This is a genomic window from Streptosporangium brasiliense, assembly GCF_030811595.1.
Classification (GTDB): Bacteria; Actinomycetota; Actinomycetes; order Streptosporangiales; family Streptosporangiaceae; genus Streptosporangium; species Streptosporangium brasiliense.
Window position 1 is genome coordinate 1,547,141 of record NZ_JAUSRB010000001.1, and the last position, 19,359, is coordinate 1,566,499.

19 protein-coding genes and 1 pseudogene are annotated in these 19,359 nt (G+C 73.2%); 13 read left to right on the forward strand and 7 right to left on the reverse strand.

The window, feature by feature from the left end; all coding sequences use genetic code 11:
- Positions 1 to 36: 36 nt before the first annotated feature.
- From J2S55_RS06905 to J2S55_RS06940, 8 genes are all read left to right on the forward strand, one after another.
- Positions 37 to 2,496, forward strand: coding sequence for a sensor histidine kinase (locus J2S55_RS06905; RefSeq protein WP_306858130.1), 2,460 nt, complete (start codon positions 37 to 39; stop codon positions 2,494 to 2,496).
- 107 nt (positions 2,497 to 2,603) lie between these two features.
- On the forward strand, positions 2,604 to 3,032 hold the full coding sequence (locus tag J2S55_RS06910) for a roadblock/LC7 domain-containing protein (RefSeq protein ID WP_306858131.1): 429 nt from the start codon (positions 2,604 to 2,606) through the stop codon (positions 3,030 to 3,032).
- Complete coding sequence (locus tag J2S55_RS06915; protein WP_306858132.1) at positions 3,029 to 3,415, forward strand: DUF742 domain-containing protein; 387 nt, start codon at positions 3,029 to 3,031, stop codon at positions 3,413 to 3,415. Before J2S55_RS06910 ends, J2S55_RS06915 begins: the two co-directional genes overlap by 4 nt.
- Entirely contained in the window at positions 3,396 to 4,019 is a 624-nt protein-coding gene (locus tag J2S55_RS06920; RefSeq protein WP_306858134.1) for a GTP-binding protein, read from the forward strand. Before J2S55_RS06915 ends, J2S55_RS06920 begins: the two co-directional genes overlap by 20 nt.
- Positions 4,020 to 4,191: 172 nt before the next feature.
- Entirely contained in the window at positions 4,192 to 6,210 is a 2,019-nt protein-coding gene (locus J2S55_RS06925; protein WP_306858135.1) for a CehA/McbA family metallohydrolase, read from the forward strand.
- A 61-nt stretch (positions 6,211 to 6,271) separates the two neighbouring features.
- Positions 6,272 to 6,865 (forward strand): maleylpyruvate isomerase N-terminal domain-containing protein, encoded by a 594-nt coding sequence (locus tag J2S55_RS06930; RefSeq protein ID WP_306858137.1) that lies wholly within the window; start codon positions 6,272 to 6,274, stop codon positions 6,863 to 6,865.
- Between the two features lie 34 nt (positions 6,866 to 6,899).
- Complete coding sequence (locus tag J2S55_RS06935; RefSeq protein ID WP_306858138.1) at positions 6,900 to 7,325, forward strand: protease inhibitor I42 family protein; 426 nt, start codon at positions 6,900 to 6,902, stop codon at positions 7,323 to 7,325.
- A gap of 95 nt (positions 7,326 to 7,420) precedes the next feature.
- Positions 7,421 to 8,206: a polyphosphate kinase 2 family protein gene (locus J2S55_RS06940; RefSeq protein WP_306858140.1), complete on the forward strand. Its 786-nt coding sequence runs from the start codon at positions 7,421 to 7,423 to the stop codon at positions 8,204 to 8,206.
- A gap of 27 nt (positions 8,207 to 8,233) precedes the next feature.
- Here the strand turns inward: J2S55_RS06940 and J2S55_RS06945 are convergent, their stop codons facing one another.
- Genes J2S55_RS06945 through J2S55_RS06960 form a run of 4 tightly spaced genes read right to left on the reverse strand, consistent with a single transcriptional unit; the run spans position 8,234 to position 12,789 of the window.
- Positions 8,234 to 8,854: a hypothetical protein gene (locus tag J2S55_RS06945; protein WP_306858141.1), complete on the reverse strand. Its 621-nt coding sequence runs from the start codon at positions 8,852 to 8,854 to the stop codon at positions 8,234 to 8,236.
- A 53-nt stretch (positions 8,855 to 8,907) separates the two neighbouring features.
- A complete protein-coding gene (locus J2S55_RS06950; protein WP_306858143.1) occupies positions 8,908 to 10,530 on the reverse strand; it encodes a VWA domain-containing protein in 1,623 nt (540 codons plus the stop codon).
- Complete coding sequence (locus J2S55_RS06955) at positions 10,527 to 11,681, reverse strand: toxic anion resistance protein (protein WP_306858145.1); 1,155 nt, start codon at positions 11,679 to 11,681, stop codon at positions 10,527 to 10,529. The genes J2S55_RS06950 and J2S55_RS06955 overlap by 4 nt, the downstream gene beginning before the upstream one ends.
- A gap of 1 nt (position 11,682) precedes the next feature.
- A complete protein-coding gene (locus tag J2S55_RS06960; protein ID WP_306858147.1) occupies positions 11,683 to 12,789 on the reverse strand; it encodes a hypothetical protein in 1,107 nt (368 codons plus the stop codon).
- Between the two features lie 135 nt (positions 12,790 to 12,924).
- On the opposite strand from J2S55_RS06960, the gene J2S55_RS06965 reads away from it, so the two are divergent.
- The gene (locus J2S55_RS06965; protein WP_306858148.1) at positions 12,925 to 14,367 is read left to right on the forward strand and encodes a bifunctional phosphatase PAP2/diacylglycerol kinase family protein; all 1,443 of its coding nucleotides are present in this window, start codon (positions 12,925 to 12,927) and stop codon (positions 14,365 to 14,367) included.
- Positions 14,368 to 14,619: 252 nt separating this feature from the next.
- Entirely contained in the window at positions 14,620 to 15,594 is a 975-nt protein-coding gene (locus J2S55_RS06970) for a hypothetical protein (RefSeq protein WP_306858149.1), read from the forward strand.
- Positions 15,595 to 15,697: 103 nt separating this feature from the next.
- Here the strand turns inward: J2S55_RS06970 and J2S55_RS48245 are convergent, their stop codons facing one another.
- The 3 genes and pseudogenes from J2S55_RS48245 to J2S55_RS06980 all read right to left on the reverse strand — a co-directional run bounded on the left by J2S55_RS48245 (position 15,698) and on the right by J2S55_RS06980 (position 16,916).
- Positions 15,698 to 15,850 carry a hypothetical protein gene (locus J2S55_RS48245; protein ID WP_370879609.1) on the reverse strand — a complete coding sequence of 51 codons (153 nt, stop codon included), beginning with the start codon at positions 15,848 to 15,850 and terminating at the stop codon, positions 15,698 to 15,700.
- A gap of 15 nt (positions 15,851 to 15,865) precedes the next feature.
- Positions 15,866 to 15,973: pseudogene (locus tag J2S55_RS48250) on the reverse strand (TFIIB-type zinc ribbon-containing protein); the annotation flags it as partial.
- 46 nt (positions 15,974 to 16,019) lie between these two features.
- On the reverse strand, positions 16,020 to 16,916 hold the full coding sequence (locus J2S55_RS06980) for a phosphotransferase family protein (protein WP_306858151.1): 897 nt from the start codon (positions 16,914 to 16,916) through the stop codon (positions 16,020 to 16,022).
- 56 nt (positions 16,917 to 16,972) lie between these two features.
- On the opposite strand from J2S55_RS06980, the gene J2S55_RS06985 reads away from it, so the two are divergent.
- From J2S55_RS06985 to J2S55_RS06995, 3 genes are all read left to right on the forward strand, one after another.
- The gene (locus tag J2S55_RS06985; protein WP_306858152.1) at positions 16,973 to 17,872 is read left to right on the forward strand and encodes a TIGR03619 family F420-dependent LLM class oxidoreductase; all 900 of its coding nucleotides are present in this window, start codon (positions 16,973 to 16,975) and stop codon (positions 17,870 to 17,872) included.
- A gap of 24 nt (positions 17,873 to 17,896) precedes the next feature.
- Positions 17,897 to 18,328: a nuclear transport factor 2 family protein gene (locus tag J2S55_RS06990; RefSeq protein WP_306858153.1), complete on the forward strand. Its 432-nt coding sequence runs from the start codon at positions 17,897 to 17,899 to the stop codon at positions 18,326 to 18,328.
- 211 nt (positions 18,329 to 18,539) lie between these two features.
- A complete protein-coding gene (locus J2S55_RS06995; protein ID WP_442480360.1) occupies positions 18,540 to 19,331 on the forward strand; it encodes an HAD-IIA family hydrolase in 792 nt (263 codons plus the stop codon).
- The last annotated feature ends 28 nt before the right edge of the window (positions 19,332 to 19,359 follow it).

The following is a 19,359-nucleotide window of genomic DNA, read 5'->3' on the forward strand; positions in this document are numbered from 1 at the left end:
CTGTGATTTCCTTTAACTTTCACCAGGATGGATGCTATGCGCTTGCGCAACGCGCGTTTGCGGACCAAGGTCACGGCGCTTCTGGTGTCCCTTATCGCGCTGTGGGCGTTCACCGCGTGGGTGACGGTGCGCGAAGGTCTGAACATGCTCGGAGTGGCCACTCTCGACTCGGGCATCGCCGAGCCGAGCGAACGCCTCCTGGTGGAGTTGCAGGCGGAGCGGAGGCTCAGCCTGGTCATCCTGGGTGATCCCGGCACCGCCCGGCAGCAGCGCGGACTGCTGCAAGCCCAGCGCAGGCGGACCGACGCGGCCGGCGCGGACTTCCGCAGGCTCGCGACCGGCGGCAACGTGCGGCTGCTGGGGAGCGCGGCCCTCGAACAGCGCGTCACCGAGGTGTTCCAGGAGCTGGACGGCCTCGGCTCCGGCCGCAAGGACATCGACGCCGGGCGGAGCGGCCGGATCCCGGCGGCCGCGACGTTCACCGGGGTCATCGACTCCCTCTACCGCATCTACGACTCGATGGCGACGCTCGACGACAAGGAGATCGCCAAGGACACCCGCACGATCATCCAGTTGAGCCGGGCCCGGGAGGTCCTGGCCAGGGAGGACGCCCTGGCGGCGGGCGCGCTGGCGGCGGGCCGGCTCACCGACGACGAACGCGACCTGTTCGCGCAGGTCGTCGGCGCCCGGCGGTTCCTGCTGGAGGAGACCGTGGCCGAACTCCCGGCCGCCGACCGCGAGTCCTACCAGCGCCTGGCCGCCGGTGAGCCGTTCACCCGCATGCGCGCCATGGAGGAGCAGCTCGTCCGGAGCACTCCGATATCCCTGTCCGACCCCGTCACCCTCAGGCAGTGGACCTCCGCCACCCAGCCCGCGCTGGCGCAGCTGCAGGAGGTGGTGCTGGCGGCCGGCGACGGCGTGGTCCAGCGGGCCACCCCGGTCGCGGTCGGCGTCATCGTGCGGCTCTCGCTGGCCGGCGGCCTGGGGCTGCTGGCGGTCATCGCCTCCGTCGTCCTGTCCATCACCACGGCCCGCGCCCTGATCCAGCAGCTCGAGAAGCTGCGCCTGGCGGCCTGGGAGCTCGCCAACGAGCGGCTGCCCTCGGTGGTGGAGCGGATCGGCCACGGGCAGGAGGTGGACGTCGCGGCCGAGGCGCCGCCGCTGAAGTTCGGCGACGACCAGATCGGCCACGTCGGCCAGGCGTTCAACGCCGTCCAGCAGACCGCGATCAAGGTCGCCGCCGAACAGGCCCAGCTCCGGCGGGACATCGCCGACATCCTGCGCAACCTCGCCCGTCGCACCCAGTCGCTGGTCCACCGCCAGCTGAGCGTGCTGGACGTCATGGAGCGCCGGGAGAACGACCCCCAGGAGCTGCGGGACCTGTTCCGGCTCGACCACCTGGCGACCCGCATGCGCCGCTACGCCGAGAACCTCCTCGTGCTGTCCGGCGCGGCTCCCGGCCGCGCCTGGCGCGACTCGGTCCCGATGATCGACGTGGTCCGCGGCTCGCTGGCCGAGATCGAGGACTACACCCGTGTCGACGTGCTGCCCCTGGGCGACGCCGCGCTGGACGGGCGGGCCGTGGGCGACGTCATCCACCTGGTCGCCGAGCTGGTCGAGAACGCCGCCTCCTTCTCCCCGCCCTACACCACAGTGCAGGTCAGCGGGCACTCCGTGGCCCACGGGTATGCCATCGAGATCGAGGACCGGGGCCTGGGCATGAGCCCGGAGGACATCAAGGAGGCCAACGAGCGGATCGCCAACCCGCCGGAGCTCAAGCTGTCGGGCAACGCCCGCCTGGGCCTGTACGTGGTCAGCCGCCTGGCCGAGCGGCACGAGATCCGCGTCACGTTCAAGGCCTCGCCGTACGGTGGCACGACGGTCGTCGTCCTGATCCCGCAGGAGCTGGTCACCGAGCAGCCCGGGCAGGCCGAGCCGGAGCCCGCCGTCAGCGTGCCGCAGGCCCGCACGGCGCTCGGCGGCGCGCCGGTCCTGCCGGCACCGCGCGGCCTGGGCGGCGGCCCACTGGAGATCACCGGCGGCACCGGCCCGGGCGGCGTCCCGGCCGCCGGGCCGTCCGACAGGAGGGAGAGCGCCATCGAGGAGAGCCCCATCGAGGAGAGCGCCCGCGCGGCGGCGCTGCCCCGGCGGCGGGAGACGGGCCAGCCGGCCGGAGGCCGGCACGCGGCCAACGGCGCGTCCGGCGCCCCCGGCTCCTCGCTGCCGCCCGTCATGCCCCCGCCCGACACCAGCCACACGCCGGGCGGCCTGCCGCGCCGTGTCCCGCAGACCCACCTCGCCGCTCCGCTGCAGGAGGAGGAGCCGTCGCCGGTGACGCCCTCACCCGAGGAGGACGACGGCGACGAGCGCTCGCCGGAGACGATCCGCGCGGCCATGGCCTCCTTCCAGGACGGCACGCGCCGCGGCCGCTCCGACGCGGCGCAGCTGCTGGAGCGGGGCGGTGATCCCGCCGACGGCGGAGAGCCCCACATGTGACACCAGTGATGATCTCGGATCCGCGCGTGCCGGCCCGGCGCCGGCGAGCCGCCGGAGGCCGGTGACCGGACGCCCGCCGGCGGAAACCGGCAGAAAGAGGACAACGAGTGGTGCAGGGAACAGGATCTTTCACCGACCTGGCCTGGTTGCTGGATGACCTGGTCGCCCGAGTGGGGGAGGCCGAGCACGGGATCGTCTTCTCCGCCGACGGCCTGCTGCTGGCCGCGTCGGCGGGGTTCGGCCAGGCCGACGCCGAGCACCTGGCCGCCGTGGGCTCGGCGATCCAGAGCCTGGGACGGGGGGTCAGCGACCGGGTCGACGGCGGTGCGGTCCGCCAGACCATCATCGAGATGCGGTCGGCGTATCTCGTCGTGACCGCCGCTGGCCAGGGAGCCTGCCTGGCGGTGCTCTGCACGCACGAGGCCGACGTCGGCCTCGTGGCCTACGAGATGGCCATGCTCGTCACCCGGGTCGGCCAGTACCTCACCTCGCCCGCGCGGGCGGCGGGGTCCGCCATGGACGACGTCCCGCGATGAACCCCCTTGAGGAGCATTCCGACACGCAGTGGGTGGGCGAGGAGGCCGGGCCGATCGTCCGGCCGTACGTCCTCACCCGCGGCAGGACCGAACCGACCCAGGGCCGGTTCGACCTCATCACCCTGGCGGTGACCGTCCGCTCCACCTCCCCGAGGGAGGCGGGCCTCGACCCGGAGTGCCTGGCCATCGTGCGGTTCTGCCAGCAGCCCCAGTCGGTCGCGGAGCTCGCCGCGCACATGAACCTTCCCGCAGGCACCATCCGTGTCCTGCTCAGCGACCTGCTCGACCAGGGATTCATCGCCCTGCAAGAGCCTCATACGGAGACGGACATGCACGACGAAAGGCTGTACAGGGCGGTGCTCGATGGACTCCGTGCACTCTAGCCGTGACGCCGGGCGGGTCAAGCTGCCCAAGGCGATCAAGATCCTGGTCGCCGGCGGCTTCGGGGCCGGGAAGACCACACTGGTCGGCGCGGTCTCCGAGATCGCGCCGCTGCGCACCGAGGAGACGCTGACCAACCGGGGCCTCGGGATCGACGACCTGTCCGGGGTGGAGACCAAGCAGACGACCACGGTCGCGATGGACTTCGGCCGCATCACCATCGGCGACGCCTACCGGCTCTACCTGTTCGGCACCCCGGGGCAGGAGCGGTTCTGGTTCCTCTGGGACGAGCTGGCCCTGGGCGCCCTGGGCGCGGTCGTGCTGGCCGACACCCGCCGGCTGGCCGACTGCTTCCCCTCCCTCGACTACTTCGAGCGGCGCGAGACGCCCTTCGTCGTCGCGGTCAACTGCTTCGACGGGGCCCGCCGCTACGACCTCGACGAGGTCAGGCTCGGCCTGACGCTCCACGAGGACATCCCGGTCGTGTTCTGCGACGCCCGCAGGCGGGAGTCGGGCAAGAAGGTGCTGATCACTCTCGTGGAGCACGCCATGAGGATGCGCCTGGGCACGGCGCCGACCGCCGGGGACGCGACGCCGGTGACCTGACGCCTCCGTCCCCGGGGCCTCCCCCGGGGATGAGTGCTGACCGTCAGGGGATCATTTGTGCCCCCCAGGCAGTTATAAAACAGCTCTTTCCGCTCCTCCGGTCCGCCCGGGGCCCGTGCCGGGCGTGCCACGATGACGGCGATCACGAGGAGCTCATCACGGGGAGAGATCTATGTGCGACGATCCGGCCGTGCCCCCCGCCGTGGCGCGGGCGCTGGAGGAGTACGGGGCGCTGCTCGCCGGCCACGGGGTCACCTGGGGCGAGGACCCCATCTTCTACGTCAAGTCCATGGCCACCGACGCCTACCTGATGGGCACCACGACCTTCTGGGAGGTCTGCTACGGCACGCTCCGGGCCCGCCACCCGGACACGCCTGCCCGGCAGCTGCGCGACCGGCTGACCGAGCTCGACATGGACGAGGTCGTGCGCGACGTCCTGGCGGGCGCCCTGCCCGACAATCTCGCCGCACTCCGGCTCACCGGGGAGGGCCGCACCGTCGAGGCGCACGCGCACGCCGTACTGGACGGCCGGCCGCTGCGCACGACGCTGCTGGTCGACTCCGCCCGGGACGAGCCGGTCACCGTGCTGGTGGACGGCCACCCGCACGAGGTCGGCCCGCGCGGCGCCCGCCTCGTCAGGATCACCAGCGCCAGCGAGGTGGTCGCCGACGGCGCGCGGGTGGACCTCGCGCCCCTGACCCGCCCCGCCGAGGCCGCCCGCCTGCGGCTGCGCGCCGGGTTCCCCTGCAGATGGAGCGTGTACGGCGAGCACGGGCAGGGCTGGTACCCCGAGGGCGCCCCCGCCCGGCGCGACCACCACGTCCGGCCCTACTTCCACGGCGACGACCTCGTGCTGGACGTCCCGGCGGAGCCGCTGACCGTGCGGGTCTCCAGAGGGATGGAGTACGGCTCCGCCGAGGTCGCGCTCAGCCCCGTCCCCGGCGTGGAGACCCTGGTCGAGCTCACCCCCGAGCGGCTCTACGACGCGGCGGCGGCGGGCTGGTACGGCGGGGACATGCACGTCCACCTCAACTGGGCCGGGGACATGGTCGGCACGCCCGCCCTCGCGGCGGCCATGCAGCACGGCGAGGACCTGCACGTGCTCAACCTGGTCGCCGGCAACGTCTCCTCCGAGCGGGTCTACGACTCCGAGGCGCTGGCGCACTGGGCCGGCCGGGACCTGCCCTGGTCGGACGCCACCCACCTGGCCAGGGTCGGCGTCGAATACCGCAACGACCTGCTCGGCCACCTCTACGCCTTCGGCGTCTCGGCCCCGCCCTCGCGCTTCCACACCGGCTTCCTGGGCACCGCGGACTGGCCGCCCAACAGCGTGGCCTGCCGGGAGCTGCGCGGCCTCGGCGCGATCACGGGCTACAGCCATCCCTTCCACCCGCCGGTCCACGACGACGACGTCCCGGACAGGGTGCTGGCGTGGGGGCGCAACTGCTCCGCCAGGGAGATCGTCACCGACGCCGCGCTCGGCCTGGTGGACAGCCTCGACGTGCTCAACCACAGCTCGATCGCCGCGACCGCCGCCGTCTACCGGCGCCTGGTCGGCGCGGGCAACCGGCTCGCGGTCACCGCGGGGACCGACGCGATGGTCTCCTTCGCCCGGCGCGGCAACCAGTCCAGCCCGCCGGGCTGGGCCCGTGTCTACGCCCGGGTGGACGGGCCGCTCACCGCCGGATCCTTCGCCGAGGCCGTCCGGCGGGGCCGTACGTTCGGCACCACCGGCCCCTGGCTGGAGCTGTCGGTCGGCGGTCACGGGCCCGGCGCCACCCTGGACCTCTCGCCGGGGGACCGGGTCACGGTCACCGTGAGATCGGTCGGCCCCGAGGTGGAGAGGCTGGAGATCCGCACCGCCGACGGCGTCCTGGCCGAGGGGCCGCCCGGCGAGCTGACCGCCGAGCTGGCCGTCGGCGACCCCACCTACGTCGTCGCCGTGGCCGCCGGCGGACCGCACGAGCGCGCCTTCACCGACGGCGTCCACGCCCACACCAGCCCGGTCTACCTCGACGTCGACGGCCGCCACGTGGCCAGGGCGCAGGACGTCCGCTGGTGCCTGCGATGGCTGGACGGCATGGAGGCGCTGCTCCGGAAGGAGGGCGTCTTCGAGACCGCCGGGCAGCTCGGCGACCACCTGGAGCTGATCGGGCGGGCCAGGGAGGTCTACCGGGCCCGCCTGGGCTGACGCTCGGCGGCCGGGCCCTCCGGGAGGCTCGGCTGTCGGGGCCTTCTGGAAGGATCGTCCGATGGACGCGAAAACGGTTCTCCGCGTGGCGGACGAGTGTCAGACCTTCCTCGGCTCGGGGCTCGACGGCGACTGGGGGAGCGGGATCCCCGGGATGGAGTGGACGGTCGCCCAGGTGGTCGCGCACATCTCCGACACCCTCCTGTGGTACGCCACCGACTTCGCCGCCGGCGAACGCGAGCTCAGCACGATGGACCTGCGGGTGCGGCCCGACAGCTCCCCGGCGGACCTGGCCGCCACCGTCGGGGTGTTCGCCACGGTCGTGGCGCGGGTCGTCCAGGGCAGCCCGGCGGGGGCGCGCGGCTGGCACCCGTACGGCATGGCCGACGCCTCCGGGTTCGCGGGCATGGCCTGCGACGAGATGCTGATGCACACCTACGACGCCGCCCTGGGGCTGGGGCTGCCGTTCACCCCGCCCGCCGAGCTGAGCGCGGCCACCCTGCGCCGCCTGTTCCCCTGGGCGCCGCGCGACGGCGACCCGTGGCAGACGCTGCTGTGGGCCAACGGCCGCGCGGACCTCCCCGGCCGCCCCCGCCAGAGCGACTGGCGCTGGCACTGCGCCCCGCTGGAGGAGTGGGACGGCGTGGCCCCCTGAGGCATCGGCGGCCGGGGTCACTACTGTGAGCTGCGTGATACACCGAACGGGGTTGGCCGTCCTGCTGCTGGTGGTGGCGCTGGTCACGGGGTGCGGCACCGGATCCGCCGTCTACGACCTGGGAACGATCGTCCACGGGGGCGTCGGCAGGACGGCGGACGTCCGGCTCACGCCCGGCGCGCGGTTCTCCCTGGCGGTGGAGGAGAACACCTCCGCCGGAGACCGCTGGCAGATGGCGGACCTGCCGGACGTCATGGTGGCGTCGTTCATCAGTGAGGAGTACCGTCCCGCGGCCGAAGGGGCCGGCGGGGTCCGCTACTTCGTCTTCAACGCCAAGCGCCCCGGCACGGCCACCGTCACGATCTCCAACTGCCGGCGCTGCACGGCCGGCCGGACGCCCGCCGACGAGCAGAGCCGGCGCGCCTCGGGCGAGGCGATCTTCCGGATCACCGTCGCCTGAGCCGCCCGCCGCCCGCCGTCCGCCGTCCGCCGCCCGGTGCCGGGCGGGGCCGGGCGGGTGGCAGGCTCCCGGCGGACGGTGCGAGGCTGATGTCCATGAATCGGTTGTCACAGGTCGACCTGTCGCGGAAACTGGCCAAGAAAGAGGCCGCCGAGCGGCTCGACGCCGCGCTGGAGCGCCTGCTGCGCCTGCGGCTCATCCTGGGCGGGCAGGTCGCGGACAAGCGCATCGGCCCCCCGCTCTGCGTGGTGTTCGAGGGCTGGGACGCCTCGGGCAAGGGAGGGGCCATCAAGCGGCTGGTGCGCCCGCTCGACCCGCGGCACGTGCGGGTCGCCCAGTTCGCGGCACCGACCTACGACGAGAAGCGGCACCACTTCCTGTGGCGGTTCTGGCCCGTCCTGCCCGGTTGGGGCGGCATGGCCGTGCTCGACCGGTCCTGGTACGGGCGGGTGCTGGTGGAGCGGGTCGAGGGTTTCGCCACCGAGGAGCAGTGGTCGCGCGCCTACGGCGAGATCGTGGAGTTCGAGAGGACCCTCGCCGCCGAGGGAATGATCATGGTCAAGTTCTGGATGCACGTCTCCGAGGAGGAGCAGCTCCGGCGCTTCCAGGACCGGGCGGACGACCCGCTGCGGGCGTGGAAGCTCACCGACGAGGACTGGCGCAACCGCGACAGGCGCCCGCAGTACGAGACGGCCGTGGAGGACATGCTCGCCCGCACCGACCATCCGAAGGCCCCCTGGCACGTGGTGGCGGGAGACGACAAGCGCCTGGCCCGGGTCACGGTCGTGGAGACGGTCTGCGCCGCGGTCGAGGCGGAGCTGGGGGCCCGGGGGTACGATCTGGACGACCCCGCCGTCGATCCGGCCCGGACGCGCCGTTGACCGGAGCGCGGCCGGACGGCCGTTCCGCTACAGGTCAAGGCCGGAGCCGCCGAACCGCTCCCGCAGGAAACGGCCCTGGTCGCGCAGGGCCTGCTCGTCGCCCCGGTGCACGGCCCCGGCCACCTCGCGCAGCTTGGCCTCCAGCAGGTCGAGCTGGGCCAGGAGCTCCTCGTGGGCGCTGCGCTCGCGGTCCGTGCGGCGGCTGAGGGCGTAGGCGCGGGGCAGGTTGGCGTAGGCCTCCAGGCTGGCCGGCAGGTAGTCGCGGATCGTCTGGGAGACGATGTGCAGGTGGTCGGGGGAGGCGGTCAGCACCTCCGCCCGGCCCAGGACGCCGCTGAGCACGTCGGCCAGCCCGCCGAGCCTGGCCTGCACGTCGCCGGGGAAGCGCTGGGAGCTCTCCACCCCGCGCAGCAGGGCGTCGAGGTCGGCGCGGAGCAGGCCGGTCTCGACCTCGGCGTGGGAGACGGCCAGCCGGATCCGGTCCGGCGGGGCCAGCAACGCGCCCACGCCGTACAGCCCGGCGACCACCACCGGCCAGAACGCGCCGGCCAGGCCGAGGAAGTGCGCCAGCGCCCCCAGCAGGGCCAGGGCGCAGCCGGCGATGTTCCTGGTGGAGCCGAGGTATCTCAGCACCCGCTCAGCGGACACGGCCGCCTCCGTCGCCGGGCCGGGCGGCCCGGGCCGGGCGGCCCGCACAGCGATCACTGGTAGCCACGGATCTCCTTGAACGCCGAGGCCAGCGACCCGCTGCGGGCGTCGAAGACGGCGCCCCGGGTCAGCTTGGCTATCTTCCTCATCTCCTCCACGTCGCTCTCGCCGAACAGCACGACGAACGTCCGGACCTGCTGCCGCTCCCGGGGGAGCGTCCGGTAGAAGAGCTCGAAGTCGTCGTAGGAGATGCCGTCGGTGTTCTCGCCGTCTGTCATCAGCACGACCGAGGTGTAGCGGCCCTGGCCGGCCCCGGCGGCCTGCCCGTAGGCGGCGCGCAGCCCGTCGAAGATCGCGGTCCCGCCGCCCGCCCGGAGGTTCTCGGCGTAGGCCCTGATCCGCGCCAGGACCGGCTGCGGGTCGCGTTCGGGCAGGGCGAACGGCTGCGGCTGCCCGGCGGAGCCGCTGAACGGGATCATGACCACGTCCTCCCTGCTGCGGAAGCGGGAGAACGTGCCGGAGGCCGAGGTGTCGGCGCCGGTGAGCGTGATCAGCGCCTGGCGCAGCGCCTCGATCCGCTCGCCGTCCATCGACCCCGAGGTGTCCAGCACGAACAGCGCCCGGGCGGGGACGCGCGCCTCGTCGAGGTAGGCGGTGATCAACGCGTCGGCGGCGGCCCGGCGGTTGGGGAACGGCAGCTCCAGCAGCGGCGCCGTGCCGAACTCCGGTCCGGGCCGGACGCCCGGGACGATCGGCCGCCGGTGGGTGGCGGTCATGATCTCCCGCTGCGTGTCCGGCCGCCGCAGCCAGCCGGTCAGCCTGCCGTACAACTCCTTCTTCTCCGGCCTGGCCGAGGCCAGCAGGGTGAGCGGGTAGTCGGCGGTGACCACGCCGTCGCTCGGGTGGATCAGGCTCAGCCCCTCCAGGCCGAGCAGCACCGACTCGTAGTTCACGATGCCGTCCACCCCGCCCTCCCGGCTGTAGGCGTCGGCCAGCCAGCCGGAGGAGCCCGAGGTCAGCCGCTGGGCGGAGAAGAACTCCTTGAGCCTGGGCGTGACCGCCGCGACCTGCTCGCCGCTCAGCGCCTCCCCGGCGTCCGACAGCGCGGCGGCCACCCCGACCAGCGCGGAGAAGCCCGAGTTGGAGGAGGCGGGGTTGGCCATGCCGAAGGTGAACCGCTGCTCCCGCGCGGCGGTCGCGATCTGCTCCCAGGTGACCGGCCGGCCCGCCCAGCCCAGCTCCCGCGCCTTGGCGTCCGTGAGGCCGAGGACCACCGGGGAAGACATGATCTTGGTCTCGGTGGACAGCCGGGCCGTCGCGCCGTCGATCAGCGACAGGTAGCGGTTGGAGGAGAACCAGATCGCGTCGTAGGAGCCGTCCGCGCCGCCGGCGGCCACCTGCTCGGCGCCGTCCAGGGTCCCGGTGTAGGAGATTTTCACCCGCACGCCGGAGCGCCGCAGCATCGGCTCCAGGTCCTTGACCTCGCTGCCGGCCAGCACCCGCAGCACGTCCGGGCCGTCCTCGGGCGCGTCCCCGGAGGAGCACGCCACCGGCGTGGCCAGTGCCAGCAGTGCCAGCGCCGCCGCCGCCCGCCGTACGGCGGAGCGGACGGCCCGGCGGCGCGAGGAGGGCCCGGCCGGCGCGGAAGGCGAGGGCGGGGGAGGTGTGCCGCTCATGAGGCGGCCTCGGCGCGGTCGAGGTAGGTCCTGGCGTGGGCGAGCTCGGCGCTCAGACTGTCGACGGTGACGGCCATGCTCTCCACGGCCTGCGAGCGGAAGCCGTCGATCATGTCCATGGTGGCGTAGACGTTGTCGAAGGCCCTGCGCAGCACGTCCATGTCGACGGTGGTGGAGGCGGCCTGGTTCTGGACGGCCCCGGCCTGGGTGCGCAGCATCTCGCCGGTGGCCAGGATCAGGTCGCCGGTGGTGGAGTTGAGCGCGGTGATCTGCTCCAGCATCAGCTTCTGGCCGGCCAGCGCCTGGGCCACGGTCACCGCGGTGCGCAGCGCGGCGACCGTCGTGGTGGTGGCCCGGTCCACGCCCTTGCTGAGCTCCAGGTTGTTCTTGCGGATCAGGTCGAGGGCCAGGTAGCCCTGGACCGAGACCGCCAGCTGGGTGAGGACGTCCTGGTGCTTCTGCCGTATGGCGAACAGGGCGTCGGAGCGGAGCGCGGCGGCCCTGTCGGGGTCGGTCGTGTCGAGCAGGAGGATGCGCTCCTCCAGGGCGGCGTCCAGCGCGGCGGCCAGCACCGCGTACTCCTGCAGGCGGGTCATCGTCTCCCACAGGCCGGCCTTCTCGCCCTCGATCGCGGCGTTGTCCTTCAGCAGCTCGTCCTGGCCGGACCTCAGCGCCCGGATGACGTCGTCCAGCTGCTTCTGGGCGCTGTGATACTTGGCGAAGTAGTTGCGCAGCCGGTCCCCGAAGGGGATCAGCCCCAGCAGCCTGCGGGGACCGCCCGCCGCCTGCTTGGGGTCGAGGTCCACCACCGTACGGCGGAGCGCGACCAGCCGGTCGGCCACCCGGCCCTGGGCGTCGGCCCCCTCGCCCCGGGCCGCCGCCAGGGCGGCCACCGGCCGCTTGAGCATCCGGTTGGCCACCTGGGAGGCGGAGCGGATCTCGGTGTCGCCCATCGAGGAGATGTCGCGCACCTTGCGGGTGAAGTCCGGCACCCGGGGGTCCATCGCGGCCAGTTCCGTGGCGAACCCCTGCGCCCTGGCGGTGAGTTCGGCCTCGCGGCCGTCGGCCAGCGGGAGCATGGCCGCCGCCGTCGAGGCGGGCACGGCGGCCACCGGGGCGGGAGGGGTCAGGGTCAGTCCGCTGTCGGTCATGTCAGGACCCTCCTTCGGTCCGCGGCCCGGCGCCGCCGGCGTACAGCCGCTCGACGGCGGAGACGAGCTCCTCCAGCCGCTCGTAGGTGGGCGGCTCCACCACGTCCACCAGATCGCGCGCCACCGGCGCCCGGTGCTCGGCGACCAGGCCGGCGAACGCCGCGGGGTCGGCGGTGCGGAAGCCGTGCCGCGCGGCCAGGCCCCTGAGCTCGGGATCCTCGGTCAGCAGCCGCCCGACCTCGGCCGCCTGCGGGGTGAACGGCACCAGTGTGTGCTTGCTCAGCACGGTCGGCGCGGGGTAGAGCAGCCGCATCTCGGGCCGGATCGAGCCGTCGCCGGCGAACACGCGGGACAGGTACTGGGCCTCGTAGATCATGACCATCGGCGTCTTGCCCGGCCCCATGGCGAGGTAGTCGTCGAAGGGGGCCTCGGTCGACGACTGCGAGTAGCCCTGGTCGAGGAAGACCGGCGCCACCGCCCTGGCCACTGCGGGCACCCGGGCCGGGGCGGCGACCACGTCCTCGCCGTTGGCGACGTAGCTGGTCATCGCCAGATACATGGCCGCGGAGTTGGAGGTCCTGATGTCGGTGGTGGTCAGCAGCACCCGCTTGCGCGCCGGATAGGCGCTGTTGCCCGGCAGCCGGTCCCACCGGGTGCCCTTGGCCACCAGGTCCAGGTACGCGGCGATGTCGAGCACCCGGTAGCCCCGGCCGGAGTCGCGCACCAGCCCGGCCCCGGCCAGGACGTCGGCGATCGGCTGGAACGTGGCCACCGCCATGGGCGAGTAGAAGGGGGAGAAGGTGGTGGAGACCCGCCGGTCCTTCTTGATCTTCTCCGCGGCGGGGAGGCTGGAGGGGAACGCGAACGCGTAGTCGTCGAGCCTGACCTCGGTCGCGATCTGCCGGGATCCGGCGGTGTCCACCTCCACCCGCAGCCCGTGCCGCTCGAACGCCGCGCGCACCCGCGGGTCGTCGAAGAACGGCTTCTTCTCCGAGCCGATCACACCCCGCACCGTGGCCGGTCCGCCGCCTCCGTCGCCCAGGACGACCGCCGTCACCACCACGGCGCCGAGCAGCAGCGCGAGAACGACGCCGATCAACCGTTTCATTCCACCTCATTTCTTCAAATAGCCTCTCTTCTGGGAATTATGGGAGGGCAAGAAATGGGGCGTGCGCCGGATATCGGGGTATGCGACAGAATTAAGTCCCTGTTCACTCGCCCGTCATCCGGAAAGGTGGGGCACATGCGGTTGAGGTCGTGGCTCGGCAGGCTGGACCGGCGGCTGTTCGCCGTGGTGGCGGACGCCAGGCTCCCCGGCCTCGAGGGCCTCGTGCCCGCCCTGTCGCGCGCGGCCGACAACTCGCTGCTGTGGGCCGGCCTCGCCGGGGCGCTGGCCGTCAGCGGGCGGCGACCGCTGCGCCGCGCCGCGACCCGCGGACTGCTGGCGATCAGCCTGGCCAGCCCCCTGGTGAACCTGGTCGGCAAGCAGGCCTTCGGCCGGACCCGGCCGTCGCTGGACGGCCTCCCGCTGGCACGGATGATCAAGATGCCCGCCTCGGCGTCGTTCCCGTCCGGCCACTCGGCCTCGGCGGCCGCGTTCGCCACCGCCGTGGCCATGGAGGCGCCCGGCGCGGTCGCGGCCCCCGTCGCGCTGCTGGCGGCGGCGGTCTGCTTCTCCCGCGTCTACACCGGCGTGCACTACCCGGGCGACGTCCTGGTGGGGGCCGCGATCGGCGTGGCGACCGGGCTGGCCACCCGGCGGCTCTGGCCGGAGGCGGTGACGGGCGCGCCGCGCGTCGTCACCGCGCCGCCGGTGCCCGGCCACGACCCCGCCGGTGAGGGCGTGGTGGCCGTGGTCAACCCCACGGCGGGCGGCGCCCCCGTCACGGCCGCGGCGGTGCGGACCTGGCTGCCCGAGGCAGAGGTGGTCGAGGCGGACGGCCCGGACCTGGGAGAGCTGATGGACGGGGCCGCGGCCAGGGCCCGGGTGCTGGCGGTCGCCGGGGGCGACGGCACGGTCAACCGCGGGGCGCAGGCCGCGCTGGAGCACCGCAGGCCGCTGCTGGTCATCCCGGGCGGGACGCTCGACCACTTCGCCGGGGCGCTGGGCCTGCGCGGTCCCGAGGACGCGATGACCGCCTACCGCTCGGGCGGGGTGGTCGCGGTGGACGTGGGGGAGGTGGCCGGCCGGGTCTTCCTCAACAACGCCGCCCTCGGCGTCTACCCGGAGGTCGTCGACCTGCGCGAGTCCCTGGAGCAGCGTGTCGGCAAGTGGCCCGCGCTGCTGTGGGCCCTGGGCCGCGTGCTGCGCACCGCCGAGCCGGAGGAGGTGATCGTCGACGGCGTGCCCCGGCGGATCTGGCTGCTGTTCGTCGGCAACTGCCGCTACGACTCGCGCGGCGCCGCCCCGCGCCTGAGGCGGAGGCTGGAGGACGGGCTGCTGGACATCCGGCTGCTGACCGCGGCCCCCCGGCTGCCCCGGCTGCGCGCCCTCACCAGCGTGCTGCTGGGCGGGCTCGGCCTGTCCAGGCACTACCAGCAGTGGCAGGCCGACACGCTGAAGGTCTCCTCCTCCTCCTCCGGCGCGCTACGGCTGGCACGCGACGGCGAGACGGCCGTCGTCCCCGGGGAGGTGGAGTTCACCAAGCGGCCCCGGTCCCTGTACGTGGTCCGTCCCGTCGGCTAGGACCCGGCCGGGCAGCAGGCGGATCCCGCCCCGTCCCGGTGACGGCCCTTCCGGGAATCGCTTTCACCGGCGCCCATCGGCGCCGTCTTCGATATCCCGATAAATTATGAAACGTAAATGCGGCGGTCCGTGAATTCCCCATCCGCCCCGGTGAGAGCGGCCGGTGCGCCGATCCTGGACCGCACGGGACACCGCCGGAGAAACGCTGATCCACATTGACGTGTCGTGATCGATCCGGCGATAGTGGGGCAGGTGACTACCCCCCGACTGCTGTCCTGCGCCGTGATCACCGTGCTGGCCCTGAGCGCCTGCACCTCCGGCGCCCCCAGTGAGCCCGTGGTCGGCACTTCCAGCGCGAGCGGCGTGGCGGGAACCGGCGGAGAGACGGGCGCGCCCTCCAGCGGCACGCCCACCCCGGCGGGGCTGACCACCGAGGAATACCGCGCGGCGCTCGGCAGGGCGCGCGGCCCGATCAGGGAGGCGCTCAAGAAGCTCGACGCCACCGGCGTCAAGGGGCTCGACAGGCGGCTGGAGCAGACGGTCACCGCGATGGAGGAGGCGGTCGCCGGGCTGGAGGCGCTGACCCCGCCGCCCGAGGTGGGGGCCGAGCACGGTGACTACGTCGGCGCGCTGCGGCGGCTCGTGGGCGCGCTGGGCGCCGCCCAGGAGGACGTGCGGGCGCAGGACGTCTGCACCGGCCCCGCCGTGCTGACCGGGGTGGCCGAGAGCGGGCAGCTGTCGCCGGTCCGCAAGAGCGCGGAGGCGCTGGCCGACCTGGGCGACTACAGCACCGACGTCGTCCCGGTGAAGGTCGCCGGGGAGAGGTCCCGCCGCCTGCCCAACGGCAGATACATCGCCTCCGAGAGCCGCCCCGGGCGCGCCCATCTCGAACTGAGGAACGGCAACACCCGGGACGCGGTCGTGGTGCTGGTGCGCGGCAAGAAGAAGGCGATCCGCGTCTACGTCCGCAAGAAGTCGAAATTCAAGATCCGGGGCGTGCGGGACGGCAAGTACAAGGTCTATTACACCCTCGGCACCGACTGGGACTCCAAGGCCCGCAGCTTCACCCGCTCGTGCGCCTTCGAGCAGTTCGGCAAGTCCGTGCGGTTCAGGACGGTCCGCACCGCGACCCAGATCCGCTGGAGCAACTGGACCATGACGCTGAACGCCGTCGCGGGAGGCACCGTGCGGCCCAAGCGCATCAAGCCGGGCGACTTCCCCGGCTGACCGCCGGGCCCGCGGCCCCGCCGTGGGCCCGGCCGGCGCGCCCCGGACGCGAGGACCGCGATCCCCTGACGGGATCGCGGTCCGGGTCTCCCCCCTGATCGGATCAGGTCGAGAAGAGCATCCCCACCCAGCTGCGCTGGCGGTGGTGGCCGTAGTGACCGCCGTGGTGCGGCGCGCCCCACGCGGGGGCGCCGTGCACCGGCGGCGGAGGCGGCGGCGGGGGAGCGGCATGCGACTGGGACCACTGGCTCTCCATGCGAGTCAGCGTCTCGAGCTCGCCATAGTCCAGGAAGATCCCGCGACAGCCGTCACACTGGTCGATATGGACGCCATTGCGCTCATAAGTGCGCATAGCGCCGCGACACTTCGGGCACTGCATCTGGCTGATCTCCTTGTCCTTGGCATTGTGTTGAAGTAACCACAACCTACTGCGTGGGCACACTATGACAGGCGCTCCGGAGCTGAACAATCCTCTGGCAGGTGTCGACCAGCACCTGCTCGACCTCGTCCAGCGGCCGTCCCTCCCGTCCCGCCGTGGCCACCGCCGCCGCCGTGAGCTGCACGGTCATCGCCTGCGCCGGCAGGTCGAGCCGCTCCCACGGGTCGCCGTCGGCCCCGGCGGCGCGCCCGCCCGCGGCCCGGTAGGCCCCCAGGAAGCGCCACCACACCTCCGGATCCAGCAGGCCGGCCGCGAACCAGGCGGCCGGCCTGGCCAGGTCCCAGGCCGGATCGCCGATCCCCAGGTCGTCGATGTCGATGAGGATCCACTCGTCCCCGACGCGGACCAGCTGACCCATGTGCCAGTCGCCGTGCGCGAGGGAGCCGGGCCCGGCGCCGAGCGGGGGCAGGCAGGCCAGGGCCCGGCGCACGACGCGCTCGGCGGCCGAGCCGCCGTCCAGGCGGGCGACCGTGGCGGCGACCCGGGCGGGCCCGCCCGCGGCCGGCAGCGGGGGCAGCGCCCGCGCCGGCACGGCGTGCAGCCGGGCCAGCAGCCGCGCGGCCGCCTCCCACGGGGCCGCGTCGGGATCCCGGTGGTCCACCGGCGTCCCGGCCGGCCACACGGTGACCAGCCGGCCGTGGACGGTCGTGACCTCCTCGGTCACCGGTTCGAGCAGGACGCCGCGTAGCGCCGGGTGCGCCACGGCCCGCATCCGCTCGGCCAGCGGAGCCCGCGGCGCCCCGGGGGCGTGCGCCTTCACCACGACGGACCCGGCCCGCACGATGATCACATCCGGCCTGGTCGGCAGCACCTCGGCGGGCGCGTCGCCGTACCGGACGCCGATCCGGCACAGTTCCTCGATCAGGTCGTCGCTGTCGCTCATCGGGCAAGTGAACCACTGATCCGCGGCGCGCCGTGCGGGCGCATAAGGTGCATGGCATGAGGATCGGATTCGCGGTGCCGGTGTCGGGATCCTGGGCGACGCCCGCCAACATGGTGCGGGTCGCACGCCGGGCCGAGGAGCTCGGCTACCACGAGGTGTGGACCTTCCAGCGCCTGCTCTACCCGCAGGGGCACCCGATGGGGCCGGTCTACCGCAGTGTGCACGACCCGGTGGTCACGCTCTCCTACCTGGCGGGGGTGACCGGCCGGGTCCGGCTCGGCGTGGCGGTGCTCAACATGCCGTTCGCCTCGCCGGCGCTGCTTGCCAAGCAGCTGGCCAGCCTGCAGGCGGTCTCCGGCGGCCGGCTGGACGTCGGGCTCGGGCTGGGCTGGCTGCCGGAGGAGTTCGCCGCCTCGGGGGTGCCCTTCGAGCGGCGCGGGCGGCGCGGGGAGGAGTTCGTCCATGTGCTGCGGCGGCTGTGGTCGGAGGAGGTCGTGGAGCACAAGGGGGAGTTCTACGAACTGCCGCCCGTCCACCAGGACCCCAAGCCGCTCACGCAGCCGCCGATCCTGCTGGGCGGGAGCGCGGAGGTGGCGCTGCGCCGCGCGGGGCGCCTGGCCGACGGCTGGATCAGTTCGAGCCGTGAGGACCTCGACCGCGTCGACGAAAAAATCTACATAGTAAAGGAGGCGGCCCGGGCCGCCGGGCGGGATCCGGAGGCGCTGCGCTTCGTCACCCGCGGCGTCACCCAGGTCCGTCCCTCCGGAGTCGCCGGCCGCGCCCCGCTGACCGGCTCGTTCGAGGAGATCCGGCAGGACGTGGCCGCCCTGGAGGCCAGGGGCGTCACCGACGTCTTCCACGACCTCAACTTCGATCCGGAGATCGGCTCGCCGGACGCCGACCCGGAGGAGTCGATGCGCAAGGCGGAAGCCGCGCTGGAGGCCCTCGCGCCCTGACCAAGCGTTTGGTTGGATAAGGGTATGAGGGAACAGGAGATCGCGGACCGGCTGGAGATCGGCGACCTGCTCGCCAAATACGCCTACGCCATCGACACCGGAGACTGGGACCGGCTCGACCTGGTGTTCACCGCGGACGCGGTGATCGACTACACGGCGGCCGGCGGCATCCGGGGCACCCGGGAGGAGGCCCGGCGCTGGCTGGCCGAGGTGCTGCCGCAGTGGCCGGGCCGCCAGCACCTGATCGGGGCGACGACCGTCAGGTTCGAGGGGGACGAGGCAGTGGTCACGGCCTCCTTCACCGACACGCTCGCCCCGTCCAGGGACATGGTCGCCGCCGGCGCCCCCGGGCTCATCCACGGCGGGGGGTGGTACCACCACCGCATGATCCGCACGCCCTACGGCTGGCGCAGCAGGGAACTGGTCGAGGAGCAGGGCTGGCGCACCATCCAGTAGGCACCCGAGACGGTGGGCACCCGGACCGGTAGGCGCCCCGACCGGTAAACACCCGGACCAGTAGGCACCGGACCGGTAGGCGCCCGGACCGGCCGGCGGCCGCCCGGCGGCCGGTCCGTTCCGGGGCTTCCGCGTGGGCCTGATGACGTGTCGCCCACTCCGGACCTGTCATCCTTGTTCCGTACCTGTTGGCCTGGAACGCGGGGGAACGGTGGACGAGCGCAAGCCGATCGAGTGCTGGTTGTCGGACATGGACGGGGTCCTCGTCCACGAGGGACACCCGGTGCCAGGGGCCGAGGAGTTCATCCGCCGCCTGCGTGAGTCCGGCAAGCGGTTCCTGGTGCTGACCAACAACTCCATCTACACCCCGCGCGATCTGGCCGTACGGCTGCGCGCGGCCGGCCTGGAGATCCCGTCGGAGGCGATCTGGACGTCGGCGCTGGCCACGGCGAAGTTCCTGGACGGCCAGCGTCCCGGCGGCTCCGCCTACGTGATCGGCGAGGCGGGGCTGACCACCGCGCTGCACGAGGTGGGCTACGTCCTCACCGACATCGACCCCGACTACGTGGTGCTCGGCGAGACCCGCACCTACAGCTTCACCCAGATCACCCGGGCGATCCGGCTGATCGAGGGCGGCGCCCGGTTCATCGCCACCAACCCCGACCCGGTCGGCCCGTCCAACGAGGGCTCGCTGCCCGCCTGCGGCGCGGTCGCGGCGATGATCACCAAGGCGACCGGCGTGGAGCCCTACTTCGTGGGCAAGCCCAACCCGATGATGATGCGCAGCGCGCTGCGGGCCATCGACGGCCACAGCGAGAGCACCGCCATGATCGGTGACCGGATGGACACCGACATCGTCTCCGGGATGGAGGCGGGGCTGCACACGATCCTGGTGCTCAGCGGTGTCATGAACAGGGGGCAGATCGACCGCTACCCGTTCCGCCCGTCCCGGGTGGTCGACTCGGTCGCCGACCTGATCGGCCTGATCGACGGTGATACCTGACATGAGGTGTCAGCCACCGCTGCGACGA

Excerpts from the sequence above, each read along its gene's own strand:
- J2S55_RS06905 (WP_306858130.1), top strand. The coding sequence starts at position 37 with ATGCGCTTGCGCAACGCGCGTTTGCGGACCAAGGTCACGGCGCTTCTG.
- J2S55_RS06915 (WP_306858132.1), top strand. The coding sequence starts at position 3,029 with ATGAACCCCCTTGAGGAGCATTCCGACACGCAGTGGGTGGGCGAGGAG.
- J2S55_RS06920 (WP_306858134.1), top strand. The coding sequence starts at position 3,396 with ATGGACTCCGTGCACTCTAGCCGTGACGCCGGGCGGGTCAAGCTGCCC.
- J2S55_RS06925 (WP_306858135.1), top strand. The coding sequence starts at position 4,192 with ATGTGCGACGATCCGGCCGTGCCCCCCGCCGTGGCGCGGGCGCTGGAG.
- J2S55_RS06930 (WP_306858137.1), top strand. The coding sequence starts at position 6,272 with ATGGACGCGAAAACGGTTCTCCGCGTGGCGGACGAGTGTCAGACCTTC.
- J2S55_RS06940 (WP_306858140.1), top strand. The coding sequence starts at position 7,421 with ATGAATCGGTTGTCACAGGTCGACCTGTCGCGGAAACTGGCCAAGAAA.
- J2S55_RS06950 (WP_306858143.1), bottom strand. The coding sequence starts at position 10,530 with ATGAGCGGCACACCTCCCCCGCCCTCGCCTTCCGCGCCGGCCGGGCCC.
- J2S55_RS06955 (WP_306858145.1), bottom strand. The coding sequence starts at position 11,681 with ATGACCGACAGCGGACTGACCCTGACCCCTCCCGCCCCGGTGGCCGCC.
- J2S55_RS06960 (WP_306858147.1), bottom strand. The coding sequence starts at position 12,789 with ATGAAACGGTTGATCGGCGTCGTTCTCGCGCTGCTGCTCGGCGCCGTG.
- J2S55_RS06965 (WP_306858148.1), top strand. The coding sequence starts at position 12,925 with ATGCGGTTGAGGTCGTGGCTCGGCAGGCTGGACCGGCGGCTGTTCGCC.
- J2S55_RS48245 (WP_370879609.1), bottom strand. The coding sequence starts at position 15,850 with ATGGAGAGCCAGTGGTCCCAGTCGCATGCCGCTCCCCCGCCGCCGCCT.
- J2S55_RS06980 (WP_306858151.1), bottom strand. The coding sequence starts at position 16,916 with ATGAGCGACAGCGACGACCTGATCGAGGAACTGTGCCGGATCGGCGTC.
- J2S55_RS06985 (WP_306858152.1), top strand. The coding sequence starts at position 16,973 with ATGAGGATCGGATTCGCGGTGCCGGTGTCGGGATCCTGGGCGACGCCC.
- J2S55_RS06990 (WP_306858153.1), top strand. The coding sequence starts at position 17,897 with ATGAGGGAACAGGAGATCGCGGACCGGCTGGAGATCGGCGACCTGCTC.